Origin of the sequence: Niallia sp. 01092 (assembly GCF_052318935.1) — a bacterium.
GTDB lineage: Bacteria > Bacillota > Bacilli > Bacillales > Cytobacillaceae > Niallia.
Genome location: NZ_JBQRKO010000001.1, coordinates 208,653 through 228,776, shown reverse-complemented (window position 1 = coordinate 228,776; position 20,124 = coordinate 208,653). Strand labels below are relative to the sequence as shown.

The following is a 20,124-nucleotide window of genomic DNA, read 5'->3' as shown; positions in this document are numbered from 1 at the left end:
AATAACGTATTACATATTTATTTTTCTGGTCAAACAAGACAATATTAAAAAAGTTGGTGAGCAAAAGATGCCTTGTCAAACAAGTAAAGAATTAGAAACATTTTTAAAGGAAGCAAAACAATACACAACAATGGGGAAAGTCGCAGATTATATTCCGGCATTAAGTAAAGCAAATGGTGATGAATTATCGATTGCCATTTATTCTCCAGATGGCAATTATGTCTCTGCAGGGGATATAGAAGAAAAAATCACGCTTCAAAGTATTTCAAAAGTGTTAACTCTTGCTCTTGCATTAATTCAGCGCGGGGAAGAGTTTGTTTTCAGCAAAGTTGGCTATGAACCTACAGGAGACCCATTTAATTCTATTGTGAAACTGGAGATGAGCAAACCATCAAAACCGCTTAATCCAATGATCAATGCTGGTGCTCTTGCGGTTACCCATATGATTAAAGGGAACTCTGTTGAAGAAAGATTATCAAGCATTTTATCTTTTGTTCAATTATTATCAGGGAATAAAGAGATCCACTATTCAGAAGAAGTAGCACAATCTGAGTTTGAAACATCCCATTTAAATAGATCTTTATGTTATTTTATGAAGCAGCACGGCATCATTGATGAAAATGTAGAAGAGCTATTAGATTTATATACAAAACAATGTGCAATTGAAGTGAATTGTTTAGATTTAGCAAGAATTGGCATCGTTTTTGCTTTAGATGGCATCGATCCAATTACAGAAAAAAGAATTATGCCTGCATATGTAGCCCGTATTTGTAAAACGTTTATGGTAACTTGCGGCATGTATAATGCTTCAGGCGAGTTTGCGGTCCGTGTTGGCATTCCAGCAAAAAGTGGTGTGTCCGGCGGAATATTAGGTGCAGTTCCAAACCGTTTTGGCATCGGTATTTCGGGACCTGCACTTGACGATAAAGGAAATAGTGTTGCAGGTTTAAAATTATTAGAAATGCTGGCAGAAAAATATTCATTAAGCATGTTTTAATTAGGCATAGGATTATCTTATATGAAAGAATCCACTTTTTTAAAAGGGATACTCATATGGGTAATCCTTTTTTTGTTTAGGCTGTTTTCTCAAAGTTTGTTGTTTTTTACGTAAAAAAATGGGAAAAGAAGTACTCAGCAGACTGAATACACGAAGACTCCTGTGGGAATGCGAGAAAGACGAGACCCCACAGGAGCGTATGCGACGAGGAGGCTCGACGCTCGCCCACGGAAAGCGAAGTGTATTCAGGCTGCGAGTTTAAAAGCACTATCTATACGAAAACAGCCTTTGTTTAAAATTTTCTTAGCAGGGTAAGATAAATTTGAACTGTCATTTAAAGGAACAGGGGGAGAGTCGTTTTGAATTTAACACCGCAACAACGAATTGAATTACATGGGTTTAATAATTTAACGAAGTCCTTAAGCTTTAATATGTATGATATTTGTTATACAAAGACAAAAAAAGAACGAGAAGCTTATTTAAAGTACATTGACGAACAGTATAATGCCGATCGGTTAACGAATATATTAAAAGATGTTTCCGATATTATTGGGGCACATGTCCTTAATATTGCGAAACAAGATTATGAACCACAAGGAGCCAGCGTTACCTTACTTGTGGCAGAAGGGCCTGTTGCAGAAGCACCAAAAGATGTTTTTGAAGAATCTCCTGGTCCACTTCCCGGTACGGTTGTCATGCATCTTGATAAAAGCCATATTACTGTTCATACATATCCAGAATATCACCCAGATGAGGGGATTAGTACATTCCGGGCAGATATTGACGTATCTACATGCGGAGAAATCTCTCCATTAAAAGCGTTAAATTATTTAATTCATTCTTTTGATACAGATATTATGATCATCGATTACCGTGTAAGAGGATTTACACGGGATATACATGGTCATAAGCTGTTCATCGATCACGACATAAACTCCATTCAAAATTATATTCCGAACGATATAAAAAAAGTCTTTGATATGATAGATGCAAATATTTATCAAGAAAATATTTTTCACACGAAATGCAAGTTAAAAAAATTTGATTTAAATAATTATTTATTTGAATATCAAGTAAGTGAATTATCGGCTGCTGAACAAGCTTCCATTACAGAAAAGTTAACGATGGAAATGAATGAAATTTTTTATGGGAAAAATATACTCGGTTAACAAAATAAAGAGAGCGTTAATTCTATGTCAAATTTGCTCTCTTTATGTTTATTGAAGTCGACTCCTTCTATTCTTTTTTTCATTCATTTGTTAAACTATTTTAGTAGAATAATAGAAAGGCGTTGGATACTTGTGAAAAACAACATCATAGAAGCAATTGAACAAAATAAACATGATTTTTGTGAAATCAGTACATACATTGGTGAAAATCCTGAATTAGGTCACGAAGAATTTAAAGCATGTGCCATTTTAACAGACACTTTAAAAAAGCATGATTTTAGAGTAGAAACAGGCACTTGTGGTTTAGCTACTGCTTTTACGGCTACATTCGATAGCGGGAAAGAAGGTCCTGTTATTGGATTTATGGCAGAATACGATGCATTGCCTGAGGTTGGTCACGCTTGTGGCCATCATTTAATCGGCACAATGGGCGTGGCGGCTGGAATTGGACTTAGCAAAGTGTTACATGAAACTGGTGGGAAGATCATTGTTTATGGAACACCAGCAGAAGAAACTAAAGGTGGAAAAGTCACGATGGCGGAAGCTGGGATTTTTTCTGAATTAGATGTTGCAATGATGGTTCATCCATTACATAGCTATATAAAAAGCGGTACTTCTTTGGCTATGGATGCGATTCAGTTTGAGTTTTTTGGCAAGTCTGCCCATGCAGCTGCAAGTCCCCATTTAGGCATAAATGCACTGGATGCTGTGATTCAAACATTTAACAGTATCAATGCCCTTCGCCAGCATATTAAATCAGATGCACGTATACATGGAATTATCACAGAAGGTGGTAAAGCTGCCAATGTTGTACCTGATTATGCTGTTGCTCAATTTTATGTACGTGCTGGGAAAAGAGACTATGTAAATGAATTAGTGGAAAAAGTGAAAAAATGTGCAGAAGGTGCTGCCATGCAGACAGGGGCCGAGGTTACTATTTCCAATTATGAGTTCTCTTATGATGATATGATGACAAATAACGCTTTATCAGAAGCATTTACGGAAGTATTAATTGCTTTAGGGGTAAATGAAGAAGAAATATCCGCGCAACGCGATGGATCCGGATCTTTAGATATGGGAAATATAAGTCAAGTTGTGCCAGCTATTCATCCTTATGTAAAAATATGTAACGAAAACTATGCATGCCATACCCATGAATTCAGGGAAGCTGCCATGACAGACCAAGCGAGAGAAGCAATGATACTTGGCGCCAAATCAATGGCGTTAACAGGTTATGAAGTATTAACAAACAAAGAGCTACTTCAGCAAATAAAAAAAGAATTTCAACAACAGAAAAACAATAAAGAATAATTGTTTACACCATTTTTCTCTTTTAACCTTTACAAATAATTGATAATTTTATACAATAATGGAAATGTTAAAAGATGCGATGATAAGGACATGAGTTTTTCTTGACGGTTTACAGAGAGGGAAGGTAAGGCTGGAAACTTCCTAACACGACAGAATGACTTACCACCTTGGAGCAGTATTGGTGAAATAATAGTAGTCAATACCGTAGCTGCTACGATACAGCAAAACGAGCCATCATTTTCATAAGATAAGTGTAAATTTTTTTAAGTTAGATTGATGTCTAGCTTCAGGGCTAAACAAGCCGCTTCCGCTTTTCTTATTTGATGGGAACTTGGGTGGAACCACGAGCTAACACACACTCGTCCCTTTTTTAGGGATGAATGTGTGTTTTTTTATTTTTAACTTAAATAAATAACTGCAATGAAAAGGACATGAGTTTTTCTTAACGGTTTACAGAGAGGGGAGGCAGGCTGGAAAATCCCTAACACGAAAGAATGACTTACCACCTTGGAGCATGTATGGAGGAACTAATAGTATTCTATACCGTAATAGCTGCGATAAAGCGTTAATGAAGCCATTATTTTTATAGGATAAGTATGGATTTTTTTAAGTTATGAAGTTAGATGGATGTCTAGCTTCAGGGCTAAACAAGCCGCTTCCACTTTTCTTATATGATGGAAAGCTGGGTGGAACCACGGGTAAAAGACACACGCTCGTCCCTTTTTTAGGGATGCGTGTGTTTTTTATTTTCAAAAAACTAGGAGTGTTGCATGATGAATCAAAAAGAAGTTGTGATGAAATTTCCAGATGGAAAAGAAAAGAAGTATGAGAAAGGCATTTGCTTAGAGGAAATTGCCCAGTCGATTAGTCCAAGTTTAAAAAAGAAATCTGTTGCTGGCATGGTAAATGGATCATTGTATGATTTGACACGCTGCATTATGGAAAATGCTGAGATTAAGTTATACGACCTTCATACTTCAGAAGGAATAGAAATTATGAGACATACAACTGCACACGTACTCGCTCAAGCAGTCAAACGTTTATATGGAGACGTGCATTTAGGAATAGGACCTGTGATCGAAAATGGTTTTTATTATGATTTTGATTTAAAAGAAACGCTCACAATAAATGACCTAGAACAAATTGAAAACGAAATGAATCACATTATTTCAGAAAATCTGGAAGTAAAACGGGAAGAAGTTTCTCGTGATCGAGCAAAAGAAATCTTTGCTCACGATCCTTTAAAATTAGAACTGTTAGAAGCAATTCCAGTGGATCAAGTGGTGACAGTGTATCGCCAAGGGGAGTTTTTTGACTTATGTCGAGGTCCACATTTGCCGGCAACTAAGGCTATTAAAGCATTTAAATTAACACATGTTTCCGGCGCTTATTGGCGCGGTGATAGCAATAATAAAGTACTTCAGCGTATTTATGGTGTGGCATTTGCTTCAAAGGAAGAATTAGATGAATATTTTCATTTTGTAGAGGAAGCACAAAAAAGAAATCATCGAAAACTTGGAAATGAATTAGAATTGTTTATGTTTTCGGAAGAAGCACCTGGCATGCCATTTTATTTAGCAAACGGCCAGCTTATTCGCAATGAACTTGAGTCTTTTTTAAGAAATCTTCAGAATTCCTTTGACTATAAGGAAGTTCGTACACCAATGATGATGAACCAAAGGTTGTGGGAGCGCTCTGGCCATTGGGATCACTATAAAGATAATATGTACTTTTCGGATGTAGACGATCAGCGTTTTGCCTTAAAACCGATGAACTGTCCTGGACATATGCTTATTTTTAAAGATAAGCTGCATTCCTATCGTGACCTTCCGATTCGTATGGCTGAGTTTGGTCAAGTTCACCGCCATGAATTCAGTGGTGCGTTAAACGGCATGCTGCGTGTTCGTACATTCTGCCAAGACGATGCACACATCTTTGTTACACCTAACCAAATAGAAGCGGAAATTACATCCGCTTTAAAATTAATCGATTATGTGTATCAAACATTTGGATTTGACTATGAAATAGAGCTTTCTACTAGACCTGCTGACTATATGGGAAGTGGTGCATTATGGGATCAAGCTGAAGACGCTTTAAAAAATGTTTTGAAAAAATTAGGTTATAACTATTCCATTAATGAAGGAGACGGAGCATTTTACGGACCAAAAATTGATATTCATATTAAAGATGCACTGAAAAGAAGTCATCAATGCGCTACAGTGCAATTAGACTTTCAAATGCCAGAAAAATTTGATTTAACTTATATCGATGAACAGAACAATAAAGTCCGACCAGTGGTGATTCATCGTGCTGTCTTTGGGTCAATTGATCGCTTCCTTGGTATTTTAATTGAACATTTTGGCGGGGCATTCCCTGTTTGGTTGGCACCAGTTCAAGTAAAAGTGATACCAGTATCCAACGAAGTTCATAAAGAATACGTAGAAGAGATTACAAAACGATTAAAACAAGAAGAAATAAGAGTGGAACTGGATGTAAGAGAAGAGAAACTCGGCTATAAAATAAGAGAAGCCCAAATGAAAAAGGTTCCATTCATTATCGTTGTTGGGGATAATGAACAAAAAAATCAATCGGTTCATGTTCGACAATTTGGGCAAAAAGAATCTAAAGAAGAGAAACTGAATGATTTTATCGCTAATCTAAAGTGGTCTATTGATAATAGATGCCTGAATTAAAGTAATGCAATTTCGAAGTAAGAATAAAAATAATACCTTCCAATCATACTAAGGATGATGATAAAGGAGGTTATTAAAATGGCAAAGAAAAATAAAAAAAATGATCCTCAACAAAAAAATAAAAAAGGCTTTGATTCTGCAGTATTAAATGAAGAATTCGCTCATGAAATCGGCAGTGCAGCAACGAATAAAATTCATCACGATAAAGCAAAAAAAGAAAAAGCATCGAAAAACAATGGCGAATATAAAAAGTAAAAGAGTGTGGCTGACATCTTTCCAATTGGCAAATTCCTATTGGAAGATGCCAGCCCTTTTCTTTTTTATAACATGGATTCCTTTTACTATTATAGAATGTTAGCGTATAATAATAACCGTCCTATTTAGAGGAAATGAATATACAATTACGTAACAAGAAATGAACGGAGAGAAAGAAAATGATTGTAAAAAATGAACAAGATGTAAATGGATTAATAGAAATTGGAAAAATTGTCGGCAAGATTCGCGACGAATTATGTACAAAAACGGTACCGGGAATCACAACAAAAGAATTAGATGAACTTGCTGGAAAACTATTCGAAGAGAATGGAGCAGTTTCTGCCCCAAAATCTATGTATGATTTTCCTGGATATACGTGCATATCTGTGAATGATGAAGTAGCACATGGGATACCAGGCAATCGTGTCATTCAGGAAGGGGACTTAGTCAATATAGATGTATCCGCTAGTAAAAACGGTTATTTCGCAGATACAGGCAAATCATTTGTCGTAGGAAATGGAGATCCGAATCTGGAGAAATTATGTGAAGTGGCAAAAGAAGCGTTTGAAGAAGGATTAAAATGTTTTAAACCTGGTGGCAAAAAAAATCGCATCGGAAAATTTGTTTTTAATACCGCGAAAAAAAATGGTTTTACAGTAATTAAAAACCTTACTGGTCATGGGATTGGAACATCCTTGCATGAAAAACCAAACCATATCTTAAATTACTTTGACCCTTGGGATAATGAATTATTAAAAGAAGGCATGGTTATCGCGTTTGAACCATTTATTTCAACAGATGCGGAAGAAGTATATGAAAAAGAAGATGGTTGGACATTCTCTACAAGAAATAAAAGCTTCGTCGCTCAATATGAACATACAGTGATTATTACAAAAGATAAACCAATAATTACAACTTTATAAAAAGTCAGTGGTTGTCCAGTAATGTACTCGCCTTCTTTTGGTAAAAAGATAAGTGGGTTGCTTTGCTGGCAGCCACTTTTTAATATAGTAGAAAATCTTTCCATCTATCTCTATCACTATAACCTTGTTTCAAAATTCTAGTAAACAAGGCTTCACTTCACAATTTAATCATTTTTAAGAAAATTAGAAATACTTTTCTATCATAACTTTTTCGATTGACTTCCTGATAAATATTCCGTATTGTAAAAGATATAATTTGATAACAAAAATCCTTATCAGCTCAAGATGAGGTAGAGGTCGCGATTTTTATTAGTATAAAGATGGAGAACCAGAGAACTTGCAGATATCTTTAGAAAGGAACAATCGCCGAAGCACTATTATTCTCTGATAATATGTAGCTGGGCCTGTATACGAATAGGTACAGGACTGTCATAGGAATTACTATGATGAACTATCCTTTTAACTGGTGGTGTTTTATATGCTCGCACCATACAAGTGGTGTGTTTTTTTATGATCATTTATTCAAGTTCTGGTACTCTATTTTAGATAATACACAATAAATATAGTGAAACAATTAAACGCTCATCATCATTTTTTACAGATTAATAGGATTTAACGAGTATCCTAAAATACTCGTTAATCCAGGATACTCGATTCAAAGTAAGTTCTCCTATTTTGAGCAAGAGGAAAAGAAAAGGAGACATCAACATGAATACTAAAGGAAAACTTGGACTAGGAATATTAACGTCCCTTGTAGTCGGTAATATGGTCGGATCGGGTATTTTTATGCTGCCTCGTTCCTTATCGGAAGTAGCAAGCCCAGCTGGTGTACTTGCTGCATGGCTACTAACAGGAATGGGTGTTTTAACAACAGCTCTTGTGTTTGGAAATCTCGGAGGAAGAAAACCTAACTTAATTGGCGGATCACAAATATATGCAAAAGAATTATTTAAAGCTGGCTCTAAACAATCCTTGCTTGCAGGATTTATGGCTACATGGGGATATTGGATTGGTAATTTAGCAGGGAATATTGCCATTATTACAACATTTGCAGGCTATCTTTTACCTTTTTCCCAATACTAACGAGCGAAGCGGTTGTATGTACAGTTGGGGCCTTTACATTAAAGGTTGGCAATGTATTAACCTTTTCCGTTTGTTCGATGTTATTATGGGGTACGCATTTCTTTATTTTAAGAGGAATTGAAAATGCAGGAAAACTTAATTTTGTAGCAACAGCTGCAAAGGTTACTGGTTTCTTATTATTCATTATTGTTGCAATCTTCGCTTTCCAAAAAAGCAATATATTGCCATTTATAGAACCAAGATTAGATGATCAAGGAAACACTGTTAGTCTTTTTGGGTAAATAAATAATGCAGCAATTACCACGTTATGGGCATTTATTGGTGTGGAATCTGCAGTTGTTTTTGCTTCAAGAGCGAAAAAGAAAATTGATGTAAAACGAGCGACTATTTTAGGCTTATTTATCGCTTTAGCCATTTATATTGGGATAAGCACGCTAGTAATGGGGATTTTAAGTCAAGACGTCCTTGTTTCTTCACAAAAACCATTAATTGATGCGATAGAAACAGTTATAGGGCCAGTTGGAGGAAAAGTACTTGCCGCAGTCGGTTTAATCAGCTTATTCGGTTCCACAATAGGCTGGATTATGCTTAGTACAGAAGTGCCGTTTCAAGCTGCAAAACAAGGAATCTTTATCCCTGCGTTTTTAAAAGAAAATGAAAAAGGCATTCCAACCTTTTCTTTAACGATAACAAATATACTTGGCCAGATTTTTATTTTTTCTACCATTTCAAACAGTATTTCCGCTGCTTTTGATTTTGTTATTTATATCGCAACCTTATCGTATTTAGTACCTTATTTAATCGCATCTGTATTTCAGTTAAAACTTACCATTACTGGTGAAACGTATGAATCAAACAAAAAAAGAATGACGGATGGCATCATTGGTGGACTTGCGACGATCTACTCTATATGGGTAATTATTGCAGGAACAGCTGATTTCAAAACATTCACATTCGGTATACTATTATTATTGAGTGGTGTATTGTTTTATAATCAGGTAAATAAACCGCAAATAAATAAAAAACCGTCACAAAAAGCATCGTAATCTTTGAAAAAGCATCCAAATAAGAAAGGATGCTTTTTTATATAAATGACTGTATTTACTTAAAGTTAATAATTATGTTTTAATAGGAATATATTGGGTTATTTATGTTAAAATAGATCTATATGCATAAAGAAATATTGTTATGCTTTTCACTTGTAATTGATATTCTCTTCATTTAATGTAATAGAACAATCTTGCTGAAAGAGGTTTTTGTTTTCAAATGACTATTATTTCAATGACAGTTACATATTTTTTTTGGGCTAAAGCTGTAAACATTATTTTAATTGTTTTTCTTGTTATTACAGTTCTTTATTTTTTGAATAAAACAAAGGTGCTCATCAGAGAAAGTAAACGAATGAACAAAGATTTAAAGAAAAAAAATCTACTAATTCTCCAACTGCAGAATCAAGTAAAATCACATCAATCATTGGTTCATTCCATAGGTGGATTATTACTATTTCGTCCACCTAAGAAAGAGTATTATTTTTCGGAAAATTTCGAAATGCTTATTGGATATCCAGCAGATAAGATAATTGAAAATCCGCAATTATACAGACAGATTATTATTACAGAGGATTTATCTATTATTGATGAATTAATAAATGCTTTAAAAAAAGGGGAAAGCAAGCAGGTAGAATTCCGTATAAATCATCCAGAGGAAAAAGAAAAATGGATACTCTGTTTTGCAAAATCGATTATTGATTCAAATGGCACTATACTGCAAATAAATGCGCAAATCCTAGATATTTCAAAAAGAAAAACATTAGAAGAAGAATTAAAAAAATTAGCCTATACAGATCATTTAACCGATTTATCCAATCGAAAGGCACTAGACCGACATTTGCATAAAGCGATTGCAAGATCAAAGCGACATCAACATACGTTAGCCATTATGTTTATTGATTTAGACGATTTTAAAATAGTAAATGATACATTAGGGCATCATGCTGGTGATGTATTATTAATGGAAGTGGCAGACCGCTTCCACAAAAGTATTAGAGAAGAAGATTATATTGCTCGAATAGGCGGCGATGAATTTATTATTGTGTTTGAGGAAACGAATAAAATCGAAATGAAAAAAATTACCGAACGGATTATACATTCTGTCTCGAAACCATATGTTATCAATCAAATGGAAGCATCGATCACATTAAGCATCGGGATCAGTTTATATCCTGATGACAGTGATAATAAAGATAAATTAATAGCCTACGCAGATAAAGCAATGTATATGGCAAAAGATAAAGGGAAAAATCAGTATCATTTTTATGCATCTGATAGTACAGAAGCGGAATAAACCAGAGACATCCAGTTTATTTACACTCTGGTGCTGTCCAAAATAGGAAAATCAGATAAAATTTAATATTCTCGTATATGAAAAGGGGCTTCCTAAAGTCGAAAAAACGACTTATTTGGGAGCTCTCTTTATTTAAATGCGTTTATTTCTTTTAACCTAACTTTTTTTCATAAATTTATCAAAATCTAATTGCATATTTATTAAATATATTGTATAAATATTATTAGTTGATCTTTAATGAAGGGGAATGTTTATGAATTATTTAGTTACCGATAAAATACCTGAATATAAACCATTTGCTCATTTGCACGAAGTGAGTGGATTATTAAAAAATAAAAAAGGGAATTACACACAAGAACAATTATATACAGCTGCAACTAATAGCTGGTTTTGTTTATCTATATACGATGGAGAATCTTTAATTGCTTTTGGCAGAATGATATCTGATGGAGTATATCAAGCATTAATATGTGACGTAATGGTAGATCCTTCTTATCAAGGAACTGGATTAGGTAAAGAAATTATTGAAGGTCTATTACAGAAATGCCAACAAAGCGGTATTCAGTCTATTCAACTTTTTTCCGCAAAAGGAAAACAACAATTTTATAAAAAATTAGGCTTTCAAGAAAGAGAAGCAGATGCTCCTGGAATGTCTATCGTAATATAAAAAACTCATTGGAAAACTATTTCAGTGAGTTTTTTATATTACGAGCAAAATATCCCTTTAAAATGCAGAAGCCGGATTCCTTTTTCAGTTGACATATTTTCAAATACATGGTATTAAAATAGTGGTTAGCACTCTTTGTGATGAAGTGCTAAGCTATACTATTTTTACATAGAACTAGAAAAAAAACTGAAGGGAGAATATTTTATGGTACAAACAAAAGAATTTAAAGCGGAATCAAAAAGACTATTAGAAATGATGATTAATTCTATTTATTCTCAACGTGAAGTGTTTTTGCGAGAGTTGATTTCGAATGCAAGTGATGCGATTGATAAAATTTATTATAAAGCATTAACAGATGACAACATCTCATTTAATAAAGACGATTATTATATTAAATTATTTGTTGATAAAGAGAAGAAGACCCTTACAATTTCCGATACTGGCATCGGGATGACACAGGATGAATTAGAAAATAACCTTGGGACCATCGCAAAAAGCGGATCCTTGGCATTTAAAACAGAAAACGAAAGCAAAGATGGACATGATATTATCGGCCAATTTGGTGTTGGCTTTTATGCTGCCTTTATGGTCGCAGATGTCGTTACCGTTATCACAAAAGCACTTGGCAGCGAAACCGCCTACAAATGGGCATCACATGGGGCAGACGGATATACAATAGAAGAAACTGAAAAAGACACAGTCGGCACCGATATTATTTTACAAATAAAAGAAAATACAGAAGAAGATCAATATGATGAATTTTTAGAAGAATACCGCCTGCAATCGATTATCAAAAAATACTCTGATTTTATCCGCTATCCTATTAAAATGGATGTAAAAAAGCACCGTGCAAAAGAAGGAACGGAAAATGAAACAGAAGAATATACAGAAGAAGAAACAATTAACAGCATGGTTCCAATTTGGCGCAAAAATAAAAACGAATTAACAGAAGAAGATTATCAGCAATTTTATCATGAAAAACGGTATGGATTTGATCAGCCGCTTCAGCATATTCATATTAGCGTAGATGGCAGCATCCGTTACAATGCTATTTTATATATACCCGAAAAAACGCCATATGACTATTATTCAAAAGAATACGAAAAAGGGTTGGAGTTATATGCTAATGGCGTATTAATTATGGAAAAATGCGGAGATTTACTACCTGATTATTTTAGCTTTGTAAAAGGAATGGTCGATTCTGAAGATCTTTCCCTTAATATTTCAAGAGAAATGCTCCAGCATGACCGTCAATTAAAAAGAATTGAAAAAAATATTACTAAAAAAGTGAAAAGCCAATTACAAAGCTTATTGAAAAATGAAAGAGAAAAATATGAAACGTTCTATCAATCTTTTGGCAGACAATTAAAATATGGTGTGTACAGCGATTTTGGCGCAAATAAAGAAATGCTGCAGGATTTATTATTATTCCATTCATCTAAAGAGAAGAAACTTGTCTCTTTAGATGAGTATGTTGCCAATATGCCGGAGGATCAAAAATATATTTATTATGCAGCAGGCGATTCCATTGAAAGAATTGAAAAGCTTCCACAAACAGAACTTGTGACCGATAAAGGCTATGAAATTCTTTTCTTCACAGATGATATTGATGAATTCGCCATCAAAATACTGATGAACTATAAAGATAAAGAATTTAAATCTGTATCAAGCAGTGATCTTGGCATCGATCAAGATGACAATGCTGAAGACAAAGCATCGGAAGAAGAAAACAAAGAATTATTTACGTATATGAACAACCTATTGTCTGGAAAAGTAAAAAAGGTAAAGTTATCCAATCGTTTAAAATCCCACCCTGTTTGTTTATCAACAGAAGGGGATGTAACGATTGAAATGGAAAAAATCCTAGCTGCTATGCCTGACAATCAGCATGTTAAAGCAGATAAAGTATTGGAAATAAATAAAAACCATGAAGTTTTTCAATCTTTAACAGCTGCCTTTGAACAGGATAAAGAAAAGTTAACCTTGTATACAAATCTATTGTACAATCAAGCACTTTTAATTGAAGGATTGCCAATCGAAGATCCAGTTGCCTTTACGAATGATCTTTGTAAAATAATGAAATAAAATATTGATCATAAAAAAACAGTCTTGTTCATACTATTTGAATAAGACTGTTTTTTGGTGTGGAAAATTCTATACAAAAATGAAAAAGGTTATGACTTGACTTTTATTTTTTATCCTGTTTTAATTATTTGTACATTTACTAACCATAATACATCTTATCCAGAGAGGTGGAGGGAAACGGCCCTATGATACCTCGGCAGCGGGTTCTTTCGAATACTGTGCCAATTCCTACAGACAAATAATGGTCTGAAAGATAAGAAGAGAAAAAAGCAGCTTAAATCCTCTTCTGTCTTCAGAAGGGGATTTTTTGTTCATATGATGTTTAAAGCATCAGAAATTGGAAAAAAATAATAAGTATATCTTCTTTTTCATATTATCAAAGGAACATAATTAGCACACAACATTTAATCCGACTAAGGAAATGTGAATAATATATTTATTTAGAAAGGGGAAACCTAACTATGGAAAAACAACTATCACAAGTAGAAAACCAAAAAAACGAACTGATTGAAAAACTACTTCATCATGGTATCTATAAAAAAGAATCTCTGCATTTATTCGAGTTAACCGTGATAGAATTAGAAGAAGAATATAATAAAGTAATCGATCAAAAAAATACGGATTACTGAGTGCCTACTCAAAGAGTTCGTAGTTTTTTTTTTACAAAAAGTATGGTAGGATAGGAATGATTATAACAAATAATAGAGGTTCTAGCCCCCCTCTTTAAAAAAACTAAGATGAAGCAGTACTTCCATCTTGGAGTGCTGCTTTTTTATTTGCGGCTAAGTACTTAACAAGTTTATTTTAATTGTATTTTGATAATGAATGTTAAGAAGGGAGTATATACGATGTTAAAAGATGAAAAAGCGGTAGTAGTGTTTAGCGGAGGGCAGGATAGTACTACTTGTTTATTCTGGGCATTAAAAACATTTAAAGAAGTAGAGGTTGTTACCTTTAATTATAATCAGCGCCATAAAGAAGAGATTGAATGTGCAAAAAAAATCGCGAAAGACTTACATGTTTACCATCATGTACTGGATATGGCGTTATTAAATCAGCTTGCACCGAATGCACTAACAAGAAACGATATCGAAGTAAAAGAAGGGGAAAACGGAGAATTGCCATCCACTTTTGTACCAGGACGTAATTTACTTTTCCTTTCCTTTGCTGCTGTTTTGGCAAGCCAAATTGGTGCGAAGCATATTATTACAGGTGTTTGCGAAACAGATTTCAGCGGCTATCCTGATTGCCGCGATGCTTTTATCAAATCGCTTAATGTGACGATTAATTTAGCAATGGACAGCCAATTTGTCATCCACACCCCATTAATGTGGCTAGATAAAGCGGAAACGTGGAAGCTTGCAGATGAATTAAAGCAATTAGACTATATTCGAGAACATACATTAACTTGTTATGAAGGCATCATTGGAAATGGTTGTGGAGAATGTCCGGCTTGTAAATTAAGAAAAGCAGGATTAGATAGTTATTTACATTCAAAACAAAAGGTGGAAAAACAGTAATGGACCAAAATATATTCGGCTTTCGAATTGTCGAAGGCCTGCAAAAAATAGATGAAGATATTCAAAGAAATGAATTAAATTATCATAAAAAAAGAGTGCTTGTCAGCAAAGAGTTTACATTTGATGCAGCCCATCATTTGCATTGCTATGAAGGAAAATGTAAAAACTTGCATGGACATACGTATAAAGTCGTATTTGGCATTAGTGGTTTTACAAATGATATTGGTTTAGTCATTGATTTTGGTGACATCAAAAAAATCTGGAAAGAAAAAGTCGAAATCTATCTTGATCATCGCTATCTAAATGAAACATTACCTACAATGAATACAACGGCGGAAAACATGGTGGTCTGGATTTATGAAAAAATGCACGATGCATTAACCAATCCATCTTCTATTTCACAAGGTACACGTTTAGAATTTGTCCGCCTTTATGAAACACCAACAAGTTATGCAGAAGTGAGACGGGAGTGGATGGAAGTTGAATAAAATTCCCGTACTTGAGATTTTCGGTCCAACGATACAAGGAGAAGGCATGGTAATTGGCCGAAAAACGATGTTTGTACGAACTGCAGGCTGTGATTATAAATGTTCCTGGTGTGATTCGGCTTTTACATGGGATGGTTCAGCCAAACAAGATATTCAGCAATTAACAGCGGCGGAAATATGGGAACAATTATCCCTTTTAGGAGGAGCATATTTTGACCATGTTACCATCTCAGGTGGAAATCCTGCCCTCTTAGCAGCTTTAGACAGTTTGATTAATTTATTAAAAGAAAAAGGCATTTCGGTCGCGTTAGAAACGCAAGGAAGCAGATGGCAAGACTGGTTTTATAAAATTGATGATTTAACGATTTCACCAAAACCACCAAGTTCAGGTATGCAAACAAATTTCTGCATTTTAGATACTATTATAACGAACTTACAAGAAAATAATAATGATTTTAGTGTTAAAGTGGTCGTATTTGATGAAGTGGATTTTGCGTATGCAAAAAAAGTCCATGCACGTTATCAACATGTTCCTTTTTATCTTCAAGTAGGAAACGATGATCTTACTAACTCAAATAATGCAGAATTAGGATCAAAATTATTAGAAAAGTACGAATGGCTCATTCAACAAACAATCGAATCAGCGGAAATGAATGATGTGAGAGTATTACCTCAGCTGCATGCACTAGTTTGGGGAAATAAAAGAGGCGTTTAATCTAGGCATTTTGGCAAAAAACCGCCATTACATTCTGACTTTTGAAGGATTTTGTAGAATTCATTCGAAAAATCTTAAAAAAGATTGTATAATAGAAACTTAGGATTGTAGATTCTAAAAAGAGGGAGGACCTTAAACGATGGAATGGACTTTAGCCATTTTGTTTGGTGCAGCCTTACTCCTATTTATTTTGTCGATTGTAAAATCACAACAATCGTCCAAAGCAGAACAACGAGAAATTGATATGATTCACTTTTCTGTACTGGATGAAGTGGAACAGCTGCAAAAACAATTACGAAACGTTGAGCTTGATTTAGAGATAATTGAAAAAAAAGCAGGGATTAAATTATCTTCTAATGAAAGAATCATGATGCGCGAAGTATTAGACTTATTTAAGCGCAACTACTCAATAGAAAGCATTGCTGCAGAAAAAAATCTATCTGAAATGGATGTAGAACATATGCTATCTCCTTTCTTAACAGCAAAAGAGGAAGGGAGAAAAGTCGCAAATGAAGTCTAATATAGTTACTAGCTTCTCAGCAGGACTCCTTTTAGCTACGACAGCATGTGGGATCATGTACTTCTCAAACAAGGGAGAAGCGACAAATGCTCAAACGGAAAACAAAAAAACAGAAGAAACTGCTGTAGCAAAAACACCTACTATTGATGAAATGAAAACTTTACTTGCTTCTTCCGGTTATGTAGTGCAAACAAAAGAAGAGATAGATAAAAAAGATGCTGCGACAGAAGACGAATGGAAGAAAAAAGTCGCAGAGGCAGAAGAATCTGCTAAAAAAGCAAATTCCGATAATAAAGACAATGATGGTAAGGTCGTTTATCGTACGATGATTACCGTAACAAATGGTATGACTAGCATCGATGTTGGACGAGCATTAAAAAGTAGCAAAATCATTAAAGAAAGCGCCTTTGACTTTTCCCGAAAAGTGGATAAAAAAGGGGTTGCCGAATACTTGAAGCCTGGAACATACGAAGTAGATAGTAATATGGAAACAGATAAAATCATTTCCACTATATTCAAAAAACGATAATATTTAAGGATATCCAAAATACACGGATATCCTTTTTATATTAGATGAAAAGCCTTATCGATAGTTAGGAAATACTCTTCTTACAGTTTCAGTAAACTCATTAAACAGTCCACTTATTGGCTGGCCATTTTCAATATCTTGTCCATAATTAGTCATTCGATCAAAAAAATCTGGGTTGGAGGAAACATATACATTGTCAACATCTTTGTCAGCATCTCTAACTTTATCTGCAATTTTTTCCTCGAGTCTATTTGTTACATTGCCTTCTTGGTTTCCAGTTAATTGGACTGCAACAAAAGCATTTTCGTCTGTTTTAAGTACAACTGCTCGTTCCACTTCTTTTAAATCCGTCACCATATCCGCTGCTTTATCTGCTAAATCAAGATTATCAGTTCCTCTATTATTTGTTTTATAACCAACATTCTCAACATCTACATTGCGGTTATTGTTTCTTTCATTCAAGGCAGTGTTATTATCATTAAAATTACAACCTGTCATTATTGCCATAGCCCCAGCTAAAACAAATAATATTTTTGCTATTTTCATTCCAGATCTTCCTTTCTATTTTTACTTCAATATTAATTTTCCCAATTATGCAGATATCATACTTTTCTTGATAAGGAAAAGCACGAATGCTTTTGATAAGGAGTAATATAATAAACATAAGCATAAAACTGAAAATAAAAATTGAGTTAATTCGTTCAAAATAACTGTCTTATTATTTCAAATATTGAATCAAATGAATTAAAATAAAAAATAAGATGAAATCTAGGAGGGAAAAGGCATGAAAAACGTCATCAATCAATTCATTTCTTTAGGAATCGGGGTAGCTGCAGCCAGTAAGGAGCAAGTAGAAAAGCTTGTGAATGACCTTGTAGCTAAAGGAGAAATTAGCAAAAACGAATCAAAAGATATCGTCAATCAATTATTAGAAAAAGGCCAACAAACAAAAAAAGAAATGGATGGTATCATTAAAACAAAAATTCAACAAGCACTAAAAGAGTTGGATGTTGTTACGATGGAAGAATACCGAGAGTTAGAGCGCAGAATCGCTTTGCTTGAGCAGAAGAGTGAATAATTATTTTTTGTTATCTTGGGAGGGATGGAAATGTTCAGCAAAAGAATGAAGCATGCTCATCGTTACCAAGAGATTATTCGAGCTTTACTTCGAAATGGATTTGGCTATATGGTAAAGGACCTAGGTTTAACGGAGGCATTTTCTCCTATTATTAAAAAGATCCGGAAATCACAAACCTCTTATCGGCGTACATTAGGAGAAAGAATTCGTATTGTATTAGAAGAACTAGGACCTACTTTTATTAAATTCGGGCAAGTGATGAGCACAAGACGAGACCTTTTTCCTGAACATATTATCCATGAATTAGAAAAGCTGCAGGATCATGTACCGCCTTTTTCTTTTGCGGAAGTAAACGAAATTATCCAAACAGATTTAGGCGGAACGATTGCTGGGATTTTTACAGAATTTCGTGAAGAACCAATTGCTTCTGCATCCATTGGACAAGTGCATTTCGCCGTCCTTCATACAGGCGAACAAGTAGCGGTAAAAGTGCAGCGGCCAAATATTACGAAAATTGTTAACACGGATCTGGAAATAATAAAAGATCTGCTGCAATTAGCTAAATCCAAACTAGAATGGACGAAAAAATATCCAATAACAGAGCTTCTCGATGAATTTTCCAGCTCTTTACGAGAAGAATTGAATTTTACAATTGAAGGAAGAAATGCAGAAAAAATAGGAAAACAATTCAAATCGAGCGCAATTGTCCATATACCTGCTATTTTTTGGAATTATTCAACCGAAAGATTGTTAACAATGGAGTTTTTAGACGGGATAAAAATCAATGATCTAAAAAGGATGGAAGAATTGGGGTATAACCGTAAAAAAGTCGCCGAAAAATTTGCAAACAGCCTTCTTCAGCAAATGTTAGAATACGGCTTCTTTCACGGTGATCCTCACCCAGGAAACATCCTTATTTTACCAGGAGAAAAAATTGGTTTACTAGATTTCGGCATGGTTGGCAAATTAAGTACAGAAATGAAATACCAATTTGTTTCGTTAGTCATTTCATTAAAAAGAGGAAACAATGACAGTATTATCAAGGTTCTGTCTCAAATGGGAATATTGCCTGATGACATAACCTTACCTACTATTCGGTTCGATATTGAAAAAATGCGGGACAAGTACTACGATATTCCCCTTAGTCAAGTAAGTTTTGGTGAAATCATTCACGATTTTTTTCAAATTGCCCAACGTCATCAAATTCAAATACCAGCTGAATTAATGATTCTAGGAAAGTCGCTTATGACGTTAGAAGGAATTGTCGAGTTTCTTGATCCGAGCTGCAATATTATGGGGTTAGCTGAACCATTTGCTGAACAGTTGGCAAAAGAACGATTCCACCCAAAAAACTTGGCGGAAAATGCCTGGCACCATCTAAATGATTATGCAGAATTGCTGTCCACTTTTCCAAAAAGTATGAAAGAATTATCAACGGCCATTAGAAAAGGGAAGCTTCGTTTTGAAATTTCCACTCCGGAATTACATATGATATTAAAAAAGATGGATCAAATCTCCAATCGCTTATCGCTAAGCATCGTGTTGCTTGCCTTTAGCATTTTGATGGTGGGCTTAATCGTCGGATCCTCCATCAGCAGACAATCCACCATCCTATGGAAAATTCCAGCAATCGAAATCGGATTTGTGGTGGCAGGATTGATGTTTTTTTGGCTAATTATCTCTATTTTTCGGTCAGGGAAGTTTTGAAAAATCGTTATTAATTCATGAATACCAAGAATTGTGAGCTT

At 34.5% G+C, this 20,124-nt stretch carries 18 protein-coding genes, 1 pseudogene, 2 riboswitches and 1 other annotated feature; of the genes and pseudogenes, 18 read left to right on the top strand and 1 reads right to left on the bottom strand.

The window, feature by feature from the left end; translation table 11 throughout:
• Positions 1-67: 67 nt before the first annotated feature.
• The 16 genes and pseudogenes from glsA (at position 68) to ACTXGU_RS01095 (ending at position 17,298) form a co-directional block, all read left to right on the top strand.
• Complete coding sequence (gene glsA / locus ACTXGU_RS01170) at positions 68-997, top strand: glutaminase A (RefSeq protein ID WP_443479657.1); 930 nt, start codon at positions 68-70, stop codon at positions 995-997.
• Positions 998-1,356: 359 nt separating this feature from the next.
• Positions 1,357-2,166: an adenosylmethionine decarboxylase gene (speD, locus tag ACTXGU_RS01165; RefSeq protein WP_443479656.1), complete on the top strand. Its 810-nt coding sequence runs from the start codon at positions 1,357-1,359 to the stop codon at positions 2,164-2,166.
• 132 nt (positions 2,167-2,298) lie between these two features.
• The gene (locus tag ACTXGU_RS01160; RefSeq protein WP_443479655.1) at positions 2,299-3,477 is read left to right on the top strand and encodes a M20 family metallopeptidase; all 1,179 of its coding nucleotides are present in this window, start codon (positions 2,299-2,301) and stop codon (positions 3,475-3,477) included.
• A 70-nt stretch (positions 3,478-3,547) separates the two neighbouring features.
• Positions 3,548-3,847: a binding site (T-box leader), on the top strand.
• 403 nt (positions 3,848-4,250) lie between these two features.
• Entirely contained in the window at positions 4,251-6,170 is a 1,920-nt protein-coding gene (gene thrS, locus ACTXGU_RS01155) for a threonine--tRNA ligase (protein WP_443479801.1), read from the top strand.
• 78 nt (positions 6,171-6,248) lie between these two features.
• Positions 6,249-6,425 carry a hypothetical protein gene (locus tag ACTXGU_RS01150; protein WP_443479654.1) on the top strand — a complete coding sequence of 59 codons (177 nt, stop codon included), beginning with the start codon at positions 6,249-6,251 and terminating at the stop codon, positions 6,423-6,425.
• Positions 6,426-6,604: 179 nt separating this feature from the next.
• On the top strand, positions 6,605-7,348 hold the full coding sequence (gene map, locus ACTXGU_RS01145) for a type I methionyl aminopeptidase (RefSeq protein WP_443479653.1): 744 nt from the start codon (positions 6,605-6,607) through the stop codon (positions 7,346-7,348).
• Between the two features lie 283 nt (positions 7,349-7,631).
• Positions 7,632-7,810, top strand: a riboswitch (Lysine riboswitch).
• A gap of 246 nt (positions 7,811-8,056) precedes the next feature.
• A pseudogene (locus ACTXGU_RS01140) lies at positions 8,057-9,477 on the top strand (amino acid permease).
• 220 nt (positions 9,478-9,697) lie between these two features.
• Complete coding sequence (locus ACTXGU_RS01135; RefSeq protein WP_443479652.1) at positions 9,698-10,774, top strand: diguanylate cyclase domain-containing protein; 1,077 nt, start codon at positions 9,698-9,700, stop codon at positions 10,772-10,774.
• A gap of 253 nt (positions 10,775-11,027) precedes the next feature.
• A complete protein-coding gene (locus ACTXGU_RS01130) occupies positions 11,028-11,441 on the top strand; it encodes a GNAT family N-acetyltransferase (protein ID WP_443479651.1) in 414 nt (137 codons plus the stop codon).
• A 204-nt stretch (positions 11,442-11,645) separates the two neighbouring features.
• Entirely contained in the window at positions 11,646-13,526 is a 1,881-nt protein-coding gene (gene htpG / locus ACTXGU_RS01125; protein ID WP_443479650.1) for a molecular chaperone HtpG, read from the top strand.
• A 152-nt stretch (positions 13,527-13,678) separates the two neighbouring features.
• Positions 13,679-13,786, top strand: a riboswitch (SAM riboswitch).
• A gap of 201 nt (positions 13,787-13,987) precedes the next feature.
• Positions 13,988-14,155, top strand: a complete 168-nt coding sequence (locus ACTXGU_RS01120; protein WP_443479649.1) for a Fur-regulated basic protein FbpA — start codon at positions 13,988-13,990, stop codon at positions 14,153-14,155.
• A gap of 219 nt (positions 14,156-14,374) precedes the next feature.
• The gene (gene queC / locus ACTXGU_RS01115; RefSeq protein WP_443479648.1) at positions 14,375-15,046 is read left to right on the top strand and encodes a 7-cyano-7-deazaguanine synthase QueC; all 672 of its coding nucleotides are present in this window, start codon (positions 14,375-14,377) and stop codon (positions 15,044-15,046) included.
• Positions 15,046-15,534: a 6-carboxytetrahydropterin synthase QueD gene (gene queD, locus ACTXGU_RS01110; protein ID WP_443479647.1), complete on the top strand. Its 489-nt coding sequence runs from the start codon at positions 15,046-15,048 to the stop codon at positions 15,532-15,534. Before queC ends, queD begins: the two co-directional genes overlap by 1 nt.
• The gene (gene queE / locus ACTXGU_RS01105; protein ID WP_443479646.1) at positions 15,527-16,249 is read left to right on the top strand and encodes a 7-carboxy-7-deazaguanine synthase QueE; all 723 of its coding nucleotides are present in this window, start codon (positions 15,527-15,529) and stop codon (positions 16,247-16,249) included. The genes queD and queE overlap by 8 nt, the downstream gene beginning before the upstream one ends.
• Positions 16,250-16,388: 139 nt before the next feature.
• Positions 16,389-16,769: a hypothetical protein gene (locus tag ACTXGU_RS01100; protein WP_443479645.1), complete on the top strand. Its 381-nt coding sequence runs from the start codon at positions 16,389-16,391 to the stop codon at positions 16,767-16,769.
• Entirely contained in the window at positions 16,759-17,298 is a 540-nt protein-coding gene (locus ACTXGU_RS01095; protein ID WP_443479644.1) for an aminodeoxychorismate lyase, read from the top strand. Before ACTXGU_RS01100 ends, ACTXGU_RS01095 begins: the two co-directional genes overlap by 11 nt.
• Positions 17,299-17,352: 54 nt before the next feature.
• Here the strand turns inward: ACTXGU_RS01095 and ACTXGU_RS01090 are convergent, their stop codons facing one another.
• Positions 17,353-17,844, bottom strand: coding sequence for a YhcN/YlaJ family sporulation lipoprotein (locus ACTXGU_RS01090; protein WP_443479643.1), 492 nt, complete (start codon positions 17,842-17,844; stop codon positions 17,353-17,355).
• Positions 17,845-18,082: 238 nt separating this feature from the next.
• Between ACTXGU_RS01090 and ACTXGU_RS01085 the strand changes: the two genes are divergently transcribed.
• Together ACTXGU_RS01085 and ACTXGU_RS01080 are read left to right on the top strand one after the other, a co-directional pair.
• Complete coding sequence (locus ACTXGU_RS01085) at positions 18,083-18,376, top strand: phasin family protein (protein ID WP_443479642.1); 294 nt, start codon at positions 18,083-18,085, stop codon at positions 18,374-18,376.
• Between the two features lie 30 nt (positions 18,377-18,406).
• The gene (locus ACTXGU_RS01080) at positions 18,407-20,083 is read left to right on the top strand and encodes an ABC1 kinase family protein (RefSeq protein WP_443479641.1); all 1,677 of its coding nucleotides are present in this window, start codon (positions 18,407-18,409) and stop codon (positions 20,081-20,083) included.
• The last annotated feature ends 41 nt before the right edge of the window (positions 20,084-20,124 follow it).

Excerpts from the sequence above, each read along its gene's own strand:
- queC (WP_443479648.1), top strand. The coding sequence starts at position 14,375 with ATGTTAAAAGATGAAAAAGCGGTAGTAGTGTTTAGCGGAGGGCAGGAT.
- ACTXGU_RS01080 (WP_443479641.1), top strand. The coding sequence starts at position 18,407 with ATGTTCAGCAAAAGAATGAAGCATGCTCATCGTTACCAAGAGATTATT.
- ACTXGU_RS01135 (WP_443479652.1), top strand. The coding sequence starts at position 9,698 with ATGACTATTATTTCAATGACAGTTACATATTTTTTTTGGGCTAAAGCT.
- thrS (WP_443479801.1), top strand. The coding sequence starts at position 4,251 with ATGAATCAAAAAGAAGTTGTGATGAAATTTCCAGATGGAAAAGAAAAG.
- ACTXGU_RS01100 (WP_443479645.1), top strand. The coding sequence starts at position 16,389 with ATGGAATGGACTTTAGCCATTTTGTTTGGTGCAGCCTTACTCCTATTT.
- ACTXGU_RS01090 (WP_443479643.1), bottom strand. The coding sequence starts at position 17,844 with ATGAAAATAGCAAAAATATTATTTGTTTTAGCTGGGGCTATGGCAATA.
- glsA (WP_443479657.1), top strand. The coding sequence starts at position 68 with ATGCCTTGTCAAACAAGTAAAGAATTAGAAACATTTTTAAAGGAAGCA.
- ACTXGU_RS01120 (WP_443479649.1), top strand. The coding sequence starts at position 13,988 with ATGGAAAAACAACTATCACAAGTAGAAAACCAAAAAAACGAACTGATT.
- ACTXGU_RS01085 (WP_443479642.1), top strand. The coding sequence starts at position 18,083 with ATGAAAAACGTCATCAATCAATTCATTTCTTTAGGAATCGGGGTAGCT.
- ACTXGU_RS01150 (WP_443479654.1), top strand. The coding sequence starts at position 6,249 with ATGGCAAAGAAAAATAAAAAAAATGATCCTCAACAAAAAAATAAAAAA.
- map (WP_443479653.1), top strand. The coding sequence starts at position 6,605 with ATGATTGTAAAAAATGAACAAGATGTAAATGGATTAATAGAAATTGGA.
- htpG (WP_443479650.1), top strand. The coding sequence starts at position 11,646 with ATGGTACAAACAAAAGAATTTAAAGCGGAATCAAAAAGACTATTAGAA.
- queD (WP_443479647.1), top strand. The coding sequence starts at position 15,046 with ATGGACCAAAATATATTCGGCTTTCGAATTGTCGAAGGCCTGCAAAAA.
- ACTXGU_RS01130 (WP_443479651.1), top strand. The coding sequence starts at position 11,028 with ATGAATTATTTAGTTACCGATAAAATACCTGAATATAAACCATTTGCT.
- ACTXGU_RS01095 (WP_443479644.1), top strand. The coding sequence starts at position 16,759 with ATGAAGTCTAATATAGTTACTAGCTTCTCAGCAGGACTCCTTTTAGCT.